We start from the raw sequence: 14,871 nt of genomic DNA, 5'->3' as shown, positions 1-14,871 counted from the left end.
AGGGTCAATCAATTCGAGCCCGCAACCTTAGGCGCTTCTTCATAGATGAGCAGGGGCTTGCCGTCGCCATCGATAACGTTATCGTCGATGATGACCTTACTAACTCCCTTCATCGCCGGCAATTCATACATTACGTCGAGCAACGCCTGTTCCAGAATCGAACGCAGGCCACGGGCGCCCGTCTTGCGGCGAATCGCCTTGCGCGCGACGGCTTGCAACGCCGCCGGACGGATTTCGAGCTCGACGCGCTCCATGGCGAACAGCTTGTTGTACTGCTTCACCAGGGCGTTTTTCGGCTCGACCAGAATCTTCATCAGGGCGACTTCATCGAGCTTGCCGAGCGTCGCCACGACGGGCAGACGGCCGATCAACTCGGGAATCAACCCGAATTTGATCAAATCCTCGGGCTCGACTTCGCGCAGCACCTCGCCGGCGTCACGCTCCTGCTTGCTCTTGACGCTCGCGCCGAAACCGATCCCCGTTTTCTCCGTGCGGTCGGTGATGACTTTCTCGAGGCCGTCGAACGCGCCGCCGCAGATGAACAAAATGTTCGTCGTATCGACTTGAATGAAGTCTTGGTTCGGATGCTTACGCCCACCTTGCGGCGGCACCGACGCCATCGTGCCCTCGACGAGCTTGAGCAGCGCCTGCTGCACACCCTCGCCCGACACGTCGCGCGTGATCGACGGGTTGTCCGACTTGCGGCTGATCTTGTCGATTTCGTCGATATAGACGATGCCGCGCTGAGCCTTTTCGACTTCGTAGTTGCAGTTCTGCAGCAACTTCTGAATGATGTTCTCGACGTCTTCACCGACATAGCCGGCTTCCGTGAGCGTCGTTGCGTCGGCGATGACGAACGGCACATTCAGCAGGCGTGCAAGCGTCTGCGCGAGCAAGGTCTTGCCCGAGCCCGTGGGCCCGATCAGCAGAATATTGCTCTTCGAGAGCTCGACCTCGTCCTTCTTGTCGAGGTGCTTGAGACGCTTGTAGTGGTTGTACACCGCCACGGCCAAAATTTTCTTCGCGCGCTCTTGCCCGATCACGTATTGATCGAGGATGTCGCGGATCTCTTGCGGGCTAGGCAGGTCGGACTTCGACAAGCCTGCGTCCGTGCCAGCTCCCGCGGCTTCGTCGCGAATGATCTCGTTGCACAAGTCGATGCATTCATCGCAGATGAACACCGACGGGCCGGCGATGAGCTTTTTGACCTCATGCTGGCTTTTGCCGCAAAACGAGCAATACAACAGCTTTTCGCTGTTCGAACCTTTCTTGTCCGCCATGGATATACGAGCCTCCGGACACTCGAATGACTGGCACGCCGTTCGCCGCCCCACAGCAGGGTCGGATCGAATGGGCTGGCCGGCGCTATGGCACGTGCGTATGGCGTTCGTGCGCTAGCGCCCAGACCTATTATCGACCATTTATAACATCGCTTGAGTCGGCCGTCGCACCTAAGGGGAAACGAAGGGGAAACGCCAGCCGGCAAACTATGTTTTATGGGCGCTTTTGGAGGACCTGATCGATGAGTCCGTAAGCCTGCGCGTCGTCGCCCGACATGAAATTGTCGCGGTCGGTGTCGCGCGCGATGCGCTCCACCGGCTGCCCCGTGTGCTGAGCGAGCAATTGATTAAGCCTTTCCTTCAAATACAGGATTTCGCGCGCCTGGATTTCGATGTCGGACGCCTGGCCGCGCGCGCCGCCCAGCGGCTGGTGAATCATCACGCGCGCGTTCGGCAAAGCGAAGCGTTTGCCCTTCGCGCCGGACGCCAGCAAAAACGCGCCCATGCTCGCCGCGAGACCCATGCACAGCGTCGACACATCGGGCTTGATGAACTGCATCGTGTCGTAAATCGCCATCCCCGCCGATACCGAACCGCCGGGGCTGTTGATATACAGGCTGATGTCCTTGTCGGGGTTCTCGCTCTCGAGGAACAGCAATTGAGCGACGACCAGGTTAGCCGTTTGGTCGTTCACTTCGCCGACCATGAAAACCACGCGCTCTTTGAGCAGGCGCGAGTAAATATCGTACGAACGCTCGCCGCGGCCGCTCGTTTCGACGACGATCGGAACGAGCCCCAGCGCTTGCGCCTCGAAATCGCGCGGCGCGTGGGAAGCCAACGTGTCCAACAGTTGAGCGCGAGAGATCATGCAATGGATCCTTGTTCGGAATGGGTCTTGAAACGGCAGGAAGACGGCGCTCGCCCGCTGCGACGCAGCAAAAAACCGTCGCAACATGAAAAACGGCGTGCGGCCGTCGCCTCGACAGCCTGCACGCCGTTTCGGGCGATGCCTTACGCTTGCGCCGAGGCGCTTGCCAGTGCTTCGAAGCTGACTTCCTTATCCGTCACCTTCGCCTTGCCGAGCACGAATTCGACGACGTTGCTTTCAACGACGTACGCTTCCATTTCGGCGAGGCGCTGCTTGTTCGAATAATACCAGCGGATCACTTCCTTCGGGTCTTCGTAGCTCTTAGCGAATTCCTCGACTTCCGCGCGGATTTGCTCGGGCTTCGCTTCGAGGCCGTTTTCCTTGACCAGCTCGGCCAGCACGAGGCCCAGCTTCACGCGGCGCTCGGCTTGTTCCTTGAACATCTCGGCCGGAATCGGCGCGTCTGCCGCGTTGGGCACGCCGCGTTGCGCGAGATCCTGACGGGCCATTTCGACCAGACGTTGCTGATCTTGCTCGATCAGCGCGTTCGGCACGTCGAGCTCCGACACCTTGAGCAGCGCGTCCATCACTTGGTTCTTCACCAGCGATTGCGTACGGCGCTTCGCTTCGCGCTCGAGGTTTTCCTTGATCTCGGCGCGCATCTTCGTCAAATCGCCGTCGGCGATGCCGAGCGTCTTCGCGAATTCGGCGTCCACTTCGGGCAGGTGCGGCCATTCGATCTTCTTCATCGTGATCGTGAACTGGGCCGTTTTGCCCGCGACTTCCTTACCGTGGTAGTCGTCCGGGAACTTCAGATCGAACTCGCGCTGCGCGCCGACAGCAAGACCCGTTGCGGCTTGCTCGAACTCGGGCAGCATGCGGCCTTCGCCGAGCACGAACGCGAAGTCTTCGGCCGTGCCGCCTTCGAACGCGACGCCCTCGAGCTTGCCGACGAAGTCGACCGTCACGCGATCGCCGCTCTTGGCGGAAACGTCAGCACCGCCGTCGCCATGCTCGCCCGCTTCGCCGCGCGCGTGGTAGTGCACGCGCTGCTTGCGCAGGATGTCGAGCGTGCGGTCGACTTCGGCTTCCGAGATTTGCGTGACCGAGCGCTCCACTTCGGCGCTCGCCAGGTCACCGATCTTCACTTCCGGATAGACCTCGAACGTCGCGTCGAACGCATACGTATCGTCCGCCGCGCCCTCTTTCGGGCTGAAGCTCGGCTGACCGGCCACGCGCAGATTCTCGGCGCGGCTGATGTCGAAGAATTGCTTGCCGACCTTGTCGCTCAGCACTTCGGCCTCGACTTGACCCGCGTACTGCTGCGTCACCATCTTCAGCGGCACTTTGCCCGGCCGGAAGCCCGGCATGCGGACGTTCTTCGCGAGTTGGCGGATGCGCGATTCGATTTCCTTTTGCACCGTATCTTTCTGCAGGGAAATCGTCACACGGCGTTCAAGCTTGCCGAGGTTTTCAACAACGTTAGCCATGGCTTCAATCGTCCTAAATTGTTCAAGCGAATCGGTTATCTTTCGCCGTGCCTACGTGTCGCGTCTTGCCCGGGGGGGCCGCAATCACCGCCCCAGGCTGCTTGAATCTGGCCGCCTACGGCACGGTTTGGATCGGAAGAATCGGACATTCTAGCAAACTATTGATCGGTACAACCCTGATTCGGCGGTACCCGCTCGCGGGCGATACGGCGCACCGCGTTGTGCGCGCGCCCGCCGGGCGCGTCACACCCTCGCGAGCATCGGCGCTGCGCGATGCCTGACATGCGCGCGCATGTATCCAACGAGGCGGCCACGCTGATAAGCTCACGCTCGAACACATCGCAAAAAAACCGAGCGCGAAGCGTCATCGCCCAGCGCCACCTCGTCCGGAGACATCATGCTTGGCAGCACGCCCACCGTCGTCATCGCTCCCGATTCGTTCAAAGGCTCGCTGAGCGCGCAAGCCGTCGCCGAGGCCATTGCCGGCGGCGTCAAGCGCGCGCTGCCCGATGCCACGGTGAGGCTGTGCCCGATGGCCGACGGCGGCGAAGGTACGCTCGACGCCATGCTTGCCCGCGGCGGCGAGCGGCGCATCGTGCGCGTGTGCGGCGCCGCGCAAGCACAGCGCGAAGCGGCCGTGGGGCTGTTACCCGACGGCAGCGCCGTCATCGAAACGGCTGAGATCGTCGGCATTACCGATGCCGTGGCGATGCAAACGGACGTCGAGGCACGCGATACGCGCGGCATGGGCGAAGCCGTTCGCCTGTTGCTCGATGCGGGCGCGCGGCGCTTTTTCGTCGCGCTCGGCGGCAGCAGCACGAACGACGGCGGCGCCGGACTGCTCGTGGGGCTCGGGTTGAAACTGCTCGACGCCGGCGGGCGCGAACTCGAGCCGACGCCCGAGGCGCTCGCACGGCTCGCCCGCGTCGATGCATCCGGGCTCGATTCGCGGCTCGCGCAAACGACGTTCGTGGCCATGTCGGACGTCGACAATCCGTTGACCGGCGAACATGGCGCCACGGCCGTGTTCGGGCCGCAAAAAGGCGTCGCGCGCGAACGCATCGGTGCGCTCGACGCGGTGCTCGGCCACTTCGCCGAACTCGCGCAGCAAGCGCTCGGCCGCGAGTGCCACGCGCTGCCCGGCGCGGGCGCCGCCGGCGGGCTCGGCTTCGCGCTTCATCTGCTCGGCGCGCGCTTCGAGGCGGGCGCCGAGGTCGTGGCCGAGCAAGTCGGACTCGACGTGGCGCTCGACGGCGCCAACTGGCTCATCACCGGCGAGGGCCGCTCCGATGCGCAGACGCTGCACGGCAAAGCGCCGTTCATCGCCTGCCGCCACGCACGCGCGGCAGGCGTGCCGGCCACCCTGCTCTCGGGCGGCGTTGATTCGAATGCGCTCGCGCGCTTGAGCGAGCATTTCAGCGGATGTTTCTCGCCCGCGCCGGGGCCTATCTCGCTCGAGGTTGCGATTCGCGACGCGGCGCGCCTGCTCGCTAACGAAGCCGAGCAGCTCGCACGCTTGAAGTTCGGCGCCTGACGCCCGGCCGCGCGCCGGCACCGGGAAAGACCGCGTTGACCGAGCGCGCCGGATGCGGCAACAATCACTGCCCCAACGCGTCTTTACCGCCCACTCTCGACGAGATCGACACGACCCATGAAGGCCGCCTCCAAAGCCGGGCTCGAGCAGTTTTTGACCTACCGCATGCATGTGCTGAACAAGCTCTCGGATCGAGGCATCAGCGAACGCTACCAGACCAAACTCGGCGTCACGCTGCCCGAGGCGCGCGTGATCGCATCGGTCGGCTCGTTCGGACCGTTCTCGATCATGGACTTGGCCAAGCACGCCAACCTCGACAAGAGTCAGGCCAGTCGCGCGGCCGAAGCGCTCATCCAACGCGGGCTGCTCGCGCGTGCGCCGAGCGCCGCGGACGGGCGCTCGGTCGTCATTTCGCTGACGCCCGAAGGCCGTGCGCTGTTTCGCAAAGTCATGCCGATCGCACGCAAGTGGAACGCCGATCTATTCGCCTGTCTCGACGCGTCGGAAGCGCAAGCGCTCGGGCGCGCGCTCGACAAGGTGATCGCGCACGCGCTCGCGGACGGCCAATAACCGGCCGGCGCGGACGAGACGAGTCCCTGCGCACGTGTACGACGCGCAAATCTGCCGAGAACCGTGTACACAACGCGCGCAGATAGGTTAGAATCTCGCGCTTACGCTTTCGATCGTACCGCGCGCCGCTCTTGCAGCGCCATGAAAGCAAGCCACACATCGAAGCGCACGGCATGTGCCGCTTCGGCGCGAGGATGGCGAAATTGGTAGACGCACCAGGTTTAGGTCCTGACGCCAGCAATGGTGTGCGGGTTCGAGTCCCGCTCCTCGCACCATCTCTTTCATCGATACACCCCCGCATATCGTCCACCGGCGGCCGGCTCTAAGCCGCCTGCCGGTGGACGCATATCGTTTCCGCCCGCCTCGTTCTCGCCCCCTTCGTTCCGCTATCCGCTGCCTCCAATCCGACTTGCGCATCACGTTCCCTGCGCCGCCGCTCACGCATTTTAACTAGTTGTGCGCACAACTAGTTTGCACTATGCTGGGCCCTACCCGCCCGCGCCGAGCGCGCTCAGCAGGAGACGCCCATGAACGACACCGAGCGCGCACTGCGCGTCCAATTGGCTGGCACCTATCGCATCTTCGCCATGCTCGGCTGGACCGAGCTGATCTATAACCACATCACGCTGCGGGTCCCCGGCCCCGGCACGCAATTTCTGATCAATCCGTTCGGGCTGCACTACTCGGAAATCACCGCGTCGAATCTGCTCAAGATCGATTTGGACGGCAACCTCGTCGATGCGTCCGCGCATCGATTCAACCCCGCCGGCTTCGTGGTGCATGCCGCCATCCATCGCGCGGTGGCGGACGCGCATTGCGTCATGCACACGCATACGACGGCCGGTCTCGCCGTTGCCTGCTGCGAGCAAGGTCTCGAAAACACGAACTTCTATTCGGCCCAGATCGACGGTATGGTCGCCTATCACGACTTCGAAGGCATCACCGTGCGCGACGACGAGGGACCGCGGCTCGTCGCCAATCTCGGCACGCGCCGCCTCATGATCTTGCGCAATCATGGCTTGCTCGCGGCCGGCTCGACGATCGCGCAAACCTTCGCGCGCCTATGGACGCTCAATCGGGCCTGCGAAATTCAACTGGCCACCGCGGCGCTCGGCCGCGCGCGAGCGATCGCGCCCGACGTTACCGCGCGCTGCTCGCGCGACGCACTGCAGTTCGATCCCGCCCATGGCGCGGGTCAAGACGTGCTCGACGCGTTGCTGCGCCAGGTGGATAAAATCGATCCGTCATACAAGGAGTAAGCGAATGGCCGTGCACAATCAGGACGGCGCGCAGCCGTTGCGTAGCTGCGTCGTCGGCGCCGGCGCGATCGGCGCGCTGCTGGCCGCCGCGCTCGCGCGCGCGGGTCACCGCGTATCGGTGTTGGCGAGGGGGCGAACGCTGGCCGCCATCCGCGAGCACGGCATTCGGATCGTTGCGGACGATGCCGCTACCGGCGGCGTGCTCGTACAGGCCGACGACGACCCCGCTCGGCTCGGCGTGCAAGACGTCGTCATCGTCGCGCTCAAAGCGCAAGCGTTGCCGAGTCTCGCCGAATCGCTACGGCCGCTGATCGGGCCCGATACGCTCGTCCTCAGTGCGATGAACGGGCTCCCGTGGTGGTTTTCGCAAGGGCTCGCAGCACTCGCGCAAGACGAGCCGCTACAAGCCGTCGATCCGAATGGCTGCGTCTCGGCGGTGCTACCTGCCGAGCGCGCCATCGGCTGCGTCGTTCATTTGTCGTCGGCGAGCATCGAGCCGGGCGTCGTCAAGCGCGGACGCGGCAATCGTCTCATCGTCGGCGCCGCCCACGCTGGGCACGCGGACGCCGCGCGCGCAATCGCCGCGGCACTCGCCCGAGGCGGTTTCGATGTCAGCGAGAGCAGCGATATCCGCAACGATATCTGGGCCAAACTCTGGGGCAACATGAATATGAATCCGCTCAGCGCGCTGACGGGTTCGACCGCCGATCGTCTGCTCGACGATCCGCTGACGCACGCACTCGTTTTGCGGATGATGGAAGAAGCCGATGCCGTCGGACAACGCCTTGGCCTATCGACGGGGATGTCGGCACCGCAACGCGTGGCGGTCACGCGCGAGCTCGGCGCGTTCAAGACTTCGATGTTGCAGGATTTCGAGGCGGGACGTCCGCTGGAAATCGAGCCGATCCTCGGCGTATTCCCCGAACTCGGGCGCCGGCTCGACGTGCCGACGCCGTTTTGCGATGCGGTCCTCGGTCTGTTGCGGCAGCGCGCCGCTACGAGCGGGCTCTAAGCCAGGGGCAATCGGGCGGCAATCGGGCGCCGCCGCGCGGCCTGAACTACAGGCCCAGTTGTTCGTAGGCGTCGCGGCCGGCGCGCATCAGATCGCGCCACAGCGCGGAGGAGCCGAGATCGCCCGTCTCGCGCCGTTCGAGCAGCCCGTCGCAGACCATCGACAAGCGGCGGACCGCCGCCATCGCGTCGCAGTGCGCATCCTGGTGCGCTTGCAACGCCGCGTTCGCGTCGCGCGTGGCCCGAGCGAGCGCCTGCCACTGGCTCTCTTCGACGCGCAAGCCGTGCGCGCCCAGTTGGGCGGCCGCACCCGACACGAGGTAGAGCGCTTTGAAAGCGGCGCGCACAGGGGCGGCGCAACCGCCGTTCCGATCAATCGCGGTCGAGTGCATAAACGAAGTGGAAAGATGACAGGCTGTACACGCGCAAACGTTAGCGCGAGGCCGGAGCGCAAGCACCGGCCGGCATGGCTCCCTGGGATAACGGCGTCCGGCCCCAATACTTTATATCGCGTAAACACTAGTGACGGGACGGGTCGTCAGTGTCTTCCCCGAAGCCGTTGCGCAGCGCATAGCGAATCAGTGCCGCATCGTTGGCCAGGGCGAGTTTTTCGAGGATGCGCTTTTTGTGCGTGCTGATGGTCTGCGGCGTGAGATCGAGCGCCTGCGCAATGCGCCGGCTCGATTCGCCCGCCGCCAGACGATGCAGCACTTCGCGCTCGCGGCTCGTTAGTTCCGCTTGCGGCCGGCGCGCGGCCGGCCCCTCGCGAGGCTGACGCGAGCCGGCTTGCCCCGGGTCCGCGTACAACTCGCCGCACGCGACCTTACGCACCGCGGCGACGAGTTCCACTGCGGCGCTCTCCTTCGTCAAATATCCGGTTGCTCCCGCTCTGAAGGCGCGCTCCATGACGTGGGGCTCCGCGTGCATGCTCAGGACCAGCACGCGAAGACGAGGATTCGCGGCCCGCACGCGTTCGATCAATCCGATGCCGGCCCCCGCGGGCATCGTCAAATCGAGCACGAGAACGTCCGCATCCGTCTCGCACACGAGCGCGAGCGTCGATTCGCCGTCGTGCGCTTGACCGGCCACGACGAACGCTTGCGCCGCCTCGAGAATGTGCAGCAAACATTCGCGCATGACCGCGTGGTCATCCGCCAGCAGCACGCGAATCATCTGAGGACTCCTAACGAAGTAACGGCCGCCCGGCCCTTGTGCGTATTTTAGTTTCGTCATCGCCGGCTCGATCGCCGCGTGTCGCTATACGCGACGTTTTGACACTGCGGCGCTATCGCGGTGCTGAGTTCATATCGTAGGACGATTCGAACGATTCCTACGCGAGCTCGGCAATTGCCGACGTGAAGACGGGCGGGCGACCGATAGTCCGGCCGCAAGCTTTCAGGGAAACTGCTTCAACGTTTCGATGAAGGCATTTTGCAAGGTTGAGCCGCCGGCTCGAAGCGTCCACCCGCCGATAGGAGCCCGCTCTATGTTGTCGCCGCACGAACTCGCTCAGCTCTTCGTCATCGTCGATGAACCCGAGGCCGCCGACATTGCCAGCCCGGAGTTCGAAGCACTCGTCGAGCACGATCTCGTGCAATGCGTGGCCGGCCCCGGCGAGCGAACCGAACTGCGCGTGACCCCGTACGGCGCCGAGGTACTAGCGCGTCTTACGCGCACCGGCTGGCGCTCGGCGGCCACGGCGGCCACGGCCACGAGGCGCTGAGCGCGGTCAGCGGCGCCTGATACGCGCGTCGTAACCGGCCTCGTACAAAGCGATCAAGAACTCTTCCGGATAAAGCCACGACTCGACCTCGATCGAGCGCTTGCCGGTATCCACCACGACCTCGGCCTGCGGATCGACGCTGCCCACGGCAGCGGCGATGCGGCCCGAATCGTCCGTCCCCGTCATCTCCAATACTTCGAATCTCATGGCCCCTCCCCGGCTTGCGAGCGCGCTCGCCGCCCGATGCGTCGTGCCTCCCACCCGTCGTCGAAGGCATGCGTTTTTATATCACATCGTGATATTTATCGATGGCGACCGAACGACGCATCCCGTGCGCGCGGGATCGAGCGGCTCGGATTCGCCGCCCGCCAACTTTGCCGAATTTCGATAACACGCGGAAATATGGCTCCCTACTATCAAACCTTATGCCGCTTGGCGTTTGCCGTACCGACCTCACCGGAGAGAGATCCATGACGCCCGACCTGAACATCGCGCCCGCGCGCGCTGTCACACATCACGAACTTAAGCAAACACTGGGTACTTGGCAGTTGTGGGGCATCGCCGTGGGACTCGTCATTTCGGGCGAGTACTTCGGCTGGAGTTATGGCTGGGCAAGCGCGGGGACACTCGGATTTCTGATTACCTCGCTCTTCGTCGCCGCGATGTATACGACGTTCATCTTCAGCTTCACCGAGTTGACGACATCGATTCCTCATGCCGGCGGGCCGTTCGCCTATGCACATCATGCATTCGGACCGCTCGGCGGATACCTCGCCGGCATGGCGACGCTCGTGGAGTTCGTCTTCGCGCCACCGGCCATCGCGCTCGCGATCGGCGCTTACCTGCACGTGCAATTCCCCGGGCTCGAACCCAAGCATGCCGCGCTCGCCGCATACGTCGTGTTCATGGCGCTGAACATCGTCGGCGTCCAGATCGCCGCGGCGTTCGAACTCGTCGTGACCTTGCTCGCGATCTTCGAGCTGCTTGTCTTCATGGGCGTGGTGGCGCCGGGCTTCAGTTGGGGCCACTTCACGCAAGGCGGCTGGGCGGGCGCGCAACATTTCAAAATCGACGCCTTCCACGGTATGTTCGCCGCGATCCCATTCGCCATCTGGTTTTTTCTCGCGATCGAAGGCGTCGCCATGGCCGCGGAGGAAGCGCGCAACCCGAAACGCTCGATTCCGATCGCCTATGTCAGCGGGATCTTGACGCTCGTCGCGCTCGCGCTGGGCGTGATGATCTTCGCGGGTGGCGCCGGCGACTGGACCCGCCTCTCGAACATCAACGATCCGCTCCCCCAGGCGATGAAATACATCGTCGGCGAACACAGCGGCTGGATGCATATGCTCGTGTGGCTCGGGCTCTTCGGCCTGGTGGCCTCGTTCCACGGCATCATCCTCGGGTATTCGCGTCAGATTTTCGCGCTGGCGCGCGCAGGTTACCTCCCCGAATGGCTCGCCAAGGTCCATCCGCGCTTCAGAACACCCCACCGGGCGATCGTCGCGGGCGGCGTCATCGGCGTCGCGGCCATCTATAGCGACGAACTCGTTCAATTCGCGGGCCAGACGCTCACCGCCAATATCGTCACGATGTCCGTGTTCGGCGCGATCGTCATGTACATCATCAGCATGCTCGCCCTGTTCAAGCTGCGCCGCGCGCAACCCGCGCTCGAACGCCCGTTTCGCGCGCCGCTGTTCCCCTATTTTCCGGCGTTCGCCTTGGCCGCCGCGATCGTCTCCCTGGCAACGATGGTCTACTACAACTGGCAAGTGGCGATCGTGTTTGCGATCTTCTTCGCGCTAGGCTACGGTTATTTCTTGACGACCAGCCGCCGGCGCGCCCTCGCGCCCGTGGACGCACTCATCGAAGACTGAATCGGGTCGTGCCGAGCATCGACGGGAGTCATACGCATGAGCTTCAAGGAGACGGTCGGCGCACGCGTGTATCGCTTCGCCGATTTGAAGACGTTGCTGGCCAAGGCGAGTCCGCAGCGTTCGGGCGACGAGCTCGCCGGGCTGGCCGCCGCGAGCGAGGAGGAACGCGTCGCGGCCAAGCTCGCGCTCGCGGCCACGCCGCTTCGCGCGTTTTTGAACGAAGCGGTCATCCCCTACGAGGACGACGAGGTCACGCGGCTCATCGTCGACGAACACGATGCGGCCGCCTTCGCCGAAATCGATCATTTGACCGTGGGCGATTTTCGCGATTGGCTACTCTCGGACGCGGCCGATACGGACACACTCATTCGCCTATCACCGGGGCTGACACCCGAAATGACGGCCGCCGTCTCCAAACTCATGCGCAACCAGGACTTGATCTCGGTCGCGCGCAAACGGCCCGTCGTCACGCGCTTTCGCAACACGATCGGGCTGCCCGGCCGCCTGTCCGTCCGCCTGCAACCGAACCATCCCACCGACGACGTCAAAGGCATCGCGGCGTCGATGCTCGACGGCCTCATGTACGGCTGCGGCGACGCCGTGATCGGCATCAATCCGGCGACCGACAGTTTGGCCGCGATCACGACGCTGCTGCTCATGATCGACGAGTTTCGCGAACGTCACCAAGTACCGACGCAATCGTGCGTCCTCACGCATGTCACGAGCACGATCGCGGCGATCGAACGCGGCGCGCCGGTCGACCTCGTCTTCCAATCGATCGCCGGCACGCAAGCAGCCAATGCGAGCTTCGGGATTTCGCTCGACTTGCTGCGCGAGGCGCATGACGCGGCCCGCTCGCTCGGTCGCGGGACCGTCGGCGAGAACGTCATGTACTTCGAGACGGGACAGGGCAGCGCGCTGTCGGCCGGCGCGCATCACGGCGTCGATCAGCAAACCTGCGAAGCGCGCGCCTATGCGGTGGCCCGGCGCTTCGAGCCGTTGCTGACCAATACGGTGGTGGGCTTCATCGGCCCCGAATACCTCTACGACGGCAAGCAAATCACGCGCGCGGGGCTCGAGGATCATTTCTGCGGCAAGCTGCTCGGGGTGCCCATGGGCTGCGACATCTGCTACACGAATCACGCGCAGGCCGATCAAAACGACATGGATGGGCTCCTCACGCTGCTCGGCGTGGCCGGCGTCAATTTCATCATGGGCATACCGGGCGCCGACGACATCATGCTCAACTACCAAAGCACGTCGTTTCACGATGCGCTTTATCTGCGCGACGTGCTGGGCTTGCGCCGCGCGCCCGAGTTCGAGGCGTGGCTCGAATCGATGCGGATCACCGATGCGCACGGCGCGTTGCTGCCGGCGTCGCCGCGTCAGCCTTTGCTGGAAAGCGCGGCGGCCTGGGTGGGCTCGCCATGACTCGATTCGTCGCCCCCGATCCTTGGCACTCGCTGCGCGGCTTCACGCGGGCACGCATCGCGCTCGGCCGAACCGGGCACGGACTGCCCACCGAGGCGCTGCTCGCCTTCGAGCTTTCGCATGCGAAGGCGCGCGATGCCGTGCATCATCCGCTCGACGTCGATGCGTTGCATGCCGCGTTGCGCGCCGAAGGTTTCGCCACGCTCGATGCGCACAGCGCCGCCACCGACCGCGCGCAGTATTTACGGCGCCCCGACCTCGGGCGGCGTCTTTCGCGCGAAAGCCGTGCCGCGCTCGAGCAAGCACGCGCCGATCCTGCGGACCTCACGTTCGTCGTGGCCGATGGGCTCTCCGCGTTCGCTGTCGCCCATCATGCGTTACCTGTCCTCGCCGCCGTCCGGGGGAAGCTCGCAGGATGGCGCATCGGGCCCGTGGTGCTCGCGCGCCAGGGGCGCGTCGCGCTGGGCGACGAGGTCGGCGAAGTGCTCGGCGCGCAGATCGTGGCCGTCCTCATCGGCGAGCGTCCGGGGTTGAGCTCGCCCGACAGTCTCGGCATCTATCTGACTTACGGCCCCCGCGTGGGGCGCACCGACGCCGAGCGCAACTGCATCTCGAACGTGAGGCCCGAGGGCCTCGGCTATGCGCAAGCCGCGCACAAGCTGCATTACCTGCTGACGCAAGCGAGGCGCCTCGCACTCACCGGCGTCGCGTTGAAAGACGAGAGCGACGCGATCGGGGCACCTGGCGTGGCTCTTGCATCTGAACGGCCATGATGCTGCATCCCAGCCCTTCGCCGCCCCCGTTCGATGCGCCGCACCGCCGCGAGGCCGGCGGCGCCCCGCCGCTGTGCATGTCGATCGCGCACGATGCCGACGAGCACGCGCGCAACCTGCACGGCTGGCATCAGACCTACGATCAGCTCAGCGCCGGGCGCTTCACGGGTACCCTCGTCGAACTGTTCCTCGATCGCATGACGGTGTTTCGCGAAACGACGAGCCATACGTTGCGCCAAAGCTGCGAAGTGAAATCGGATGCTTATTGGTTCGGCATTCCGGTGTGCGAAGCGGGGGCCGGACGGATCGACGGGCAGCCGATCGGAGAAGACGCGCTCGCGCTGCGGCCGGGCGGCGTCGAGTTCGAGTTGTTCACGCCCGCGCACCACGAATTCTTCGGCATCGTCGTGAAAGGCGAAGTGCTGCGCCGCTATGCGGCCGAGGTCGAACACCTCGGGCTTGGGCAGCCACTGCCGGGCGCATCCGTCGTGCCGATCGGCTCCGCTCGCAAAGCGCGGCTCGTCGCCTCGCTGCGCGCGATCCTCGACGAAAGCGCGCGACGCGGCGCGCCGCCCTCCCCGTTCTTGCGCAATCAACTGCAATCGTCGGTGCTGGCCGCTTTGTTCGACCTTTGCGTCGCGCCGCAACGCACCGACAGCGAATCGATTCGAGCATCGACGTACCGCCGGCGGCTCGCGCTCGTCATGGACGCACGCGACTATGCGATCGCGCATCGCGACCGGCCGATCGGCGTGCCCGAACTATGCGAGCACTTGCACGTGAGCCGTCGCACGCTTCAATACTGCTTTCAGGATGTCGCCGGCCTCGCACCGGCGGCCTACCTGCGCGCGTTGCGACTAAACGGCGCTCGCCGCGACCTGACCGGCGCCGCGCAGGCCGCGCCGCATGCCGCCTCGGTGCAGGACATCGCCACCGCTTGGGGCTTCTGGCATTTCAGCCAATTTTCCGCCGACTATCGCCGGCTATTCGGCGTGCGCCCCTCCGATTCGCTCAAGCACGCGAATCCCCCCGTTTGACTTGATCTGCCTCAACCGGGC

14 protein-coding genes, 1 tRNA gene and 1 pseudogene are annotated in these 14,871 nt (G+C 64.6%); 10 read left to right on the top strand and 6 right to left on the bottom strand.

Going from position 1 to position 14,871, the window contains the following annotated elements:
• Positions 1-8: 8 nt before the first annotated feature.
• The 3 genes from clpX to tig form a co-directional block, all read right to left on the bottom strand.
• Complete coding sequence (gene clpX / locus C0Z18_RS30415) at positions 9-1,280, bottom strand: ATP-dependent Clp protease ATP-binding subunit ClpX (RefSeq protein WP_102649168.1); 1,272 nt, start codon at positions 1,278-1,280, stop codon at positions 9-11.
• A gap of 214 nt (positions 1,281-1,494) precedes the next feature.
• Positions 1,495-2,148 (bottom strand): ATP-dependent Clp endopeptidase proteolytic subunit ClpP, encoded by a 654-nt coding sequence (gene clpP, locus C0Z18_RS30410; RefSeq protein WP_102649167.1) that lies wholly within the window; start codon positions 2,146-2,148, stop codon positions 1,495-1,497.
• Between the two features lie 143 nt (positions 2,149-2,291).
• Entirely contained in the window at positions 2,292-3,638 is a 1,347-nt protein-coding gene (tig, locus tag C0Z18_RS30405) for a trigger factor (RefSeq protein WP_102649166.1), read from the bottom strand.
• 397 nt (positions 3,639-4,035) lie between these two features.
• On the opposite strand from tig, the gene C0Z18_RS30395 reads away from it, so the two are divergent.
• From C0Z18_RS30395 to C0Z18_RS30375, 5 genes and pseudogenes are all read left to right on the top strand, one after another.
• Positions 4,036-5,172: a glycerate kinase gene (locus C0Z18_RS30395; protein ID WP_102649164.1), complete on the top strand. Its 1,137-nt coding sequence runs from the start codon at positions 4,036-4,038 to the stop codon at positions 5,170-5,172.
• A 117-nt stretch (positions 5,173-5,289) separates the two neighbouring features.
• Positions 5,290-5,742 (top strand): MarR family winged helix-turn-helix transcriptional regulator, encoded by a 453-nt coding sequence (locus C0Z18_RS30390; protein WP_102649163.1) that lies wholly within the window; start codon positions 5,290-5,292, stop codon positions 5,740-5,742.
• A gap of 188 nt (positions 5,743-5,930) precedes the next feature.
• Positions 5,931-6,017, top strand: a tRNA-Leu gene (locus tag C0Z18_RS30385).
• Between the two features lie 234 nt (positions 6,018-6,251).
• Positions 6,252-7,001: pseudogene (locus tag C0Z18_RS30380) on the top strand (class II aldolase/adducin family protein); the annotation flags it as partial.
• 4 nt (positions 7,002-7,005) lie between these two features.
• A complete protein-coding gene (locus tag C0Z18_RS30375) occupies positions 7,006-8,013 on the top strand; it encodes a 2-dehydropantoate 2-reductase (protein WP_102649161.1) in 1,008 nt (335 codons plus the stop codon).
• Between the two features lie 46 nt (positions 8,014-8,059).
• Here C0Z18_RS30375 and C0Z18_RS30370 read toward each other — a convergent pair whose 3' ends face one another.
• Together C0Z18_RS30370 and C0Z18_RS30365 are read right to left on the bottom strand one after the other, a co-directional pair.
• On the bottom strand, positions 8,060-8,359 hold the full coding sequence (locus C0Z18_RS30370) for a hypothetical protein (RefSeq protein WP_146014134.1): 300 nt from the start codon (positions 8,357-8,359) through the stop codon (positions 8,060-8,062).
• Positions 8,360-8,531: 172 nt separating this feature from the next.
• A complete protein-coding gene (locus tag C0Z18_RS30365) occupies positions 8,532-9,185 on the bottom strand; it encodes a response regulator transcription factor (RefSeq protein WP_102649159.1) in 654 nt (217 codons plus the stop codon).
• Between the two features lie 313 nt (positions 9,186-9,498).
• Here C0Z18_RS30365 and C0Z18_RS30360 point away from each other — a divergent pair, with 313 nt between their 5' ends.
• Complete coding sequence (locus C0Z18_RS30360; protein ID WP_102649158.1) at positions 9,499-9,735, top strand: hypothetical protein; 237 nt, start codon at positions 9,499-9,501, stop codon at positions 9,733-9,735.
• Positions 9,736-9,741: 6 nt separating this feature from the next.
• Here the strand turns inward: C0Z18_RS30360 and C0Z18_RS30355 are convergent, their stop codons facing one another.
• Complete coding sequence (locus tag C0Z18_RS30355; RefSeq protein WP_102649157.1) at positions 9,742-9,942, bottom strand: hypothetical protein; 201 nt, start codon at positions 9,940-9,942, stop codon at positions 9,742-9,744.
• A 263-nt stretch (positions 9,943-10,205) separates the two neighbouring features.
• On the opposite strand from C0Z18_RS30355, the gene eat reads away from it, so the two are divergent.
• The 4 genes from eat to C0Z18_RS30330 are packed head-to-tail and all read left to right on the top strand — an operon-like array spanning position 10,206 to position 14,850.
• Complete coding sequence (gene eat, locus C0Z18_RS30345; RefSeq protein WP_102649155.1) at positions 10,206-11,609, top strand: ethanolamine permease; 1,404 nt, start codon at positions 10,206-10,208, stop codon at positions 11,607-11,609.
• Between the two features lie 36 nt (positions 11,610-11,645).
• A complete protein-coding gene (locus C0Z18_RS30340; protein WP_102649154.1) occupies positions 11,646-13,040 on the top strand; it encodes an ethanolamine ammonia-lyase subunit EutB in 1,395 nt (464 codons plus the stop codon).
• The gene (gene eutC, locus C0Z18_RS30335; protein WP_102649153.1) at positions 13,037-13,813 is read left to right on the top strand and encodes an ethanolamine ammonia-lyase subunit EutC; all 777 of its coding nucleotides are present in this window, start codon (positions 13,037-13,039) and stop codon (positions 13,811-13,813) included. Before C0Z18_RS30340 ends, eutC begins: the two co-directional genes overlap by 4 nt.
• Positions 13,810-14,850, top strand: coding sequence for a helix-turn-helix domain-containing protein (locus tag C0Z18_RS30330; RefSeq protein WP_102649152.1), 1,041 nt, complete (start codon positions 13,810-13,812; stop codon positions 14,848-14,850). The genes eutC and C0Z18_RS30330 overlap by 4 nt, the downstream gene beginning before the upstream one ends.
• The last annotated feature ends 21 nt before the right edge of the window (positions 14,851-14,871 follow it).

The sequence above is a fragment of the Trinickia dabaoshanensis genome (assembly GCF_002879885.1).
Lineage (GTDB): Bacteria > Pseudomonadota > Gammaproteobacteria > Burkholderiales > Burkholderiaceae > Trinickia > Trinickia dabaoshanensis.
The sequence above is the reverse complement of the archived record's forward strand: the minus strand, read 5'-3'. Positions and strand labels throughout refer to the sequence as shown.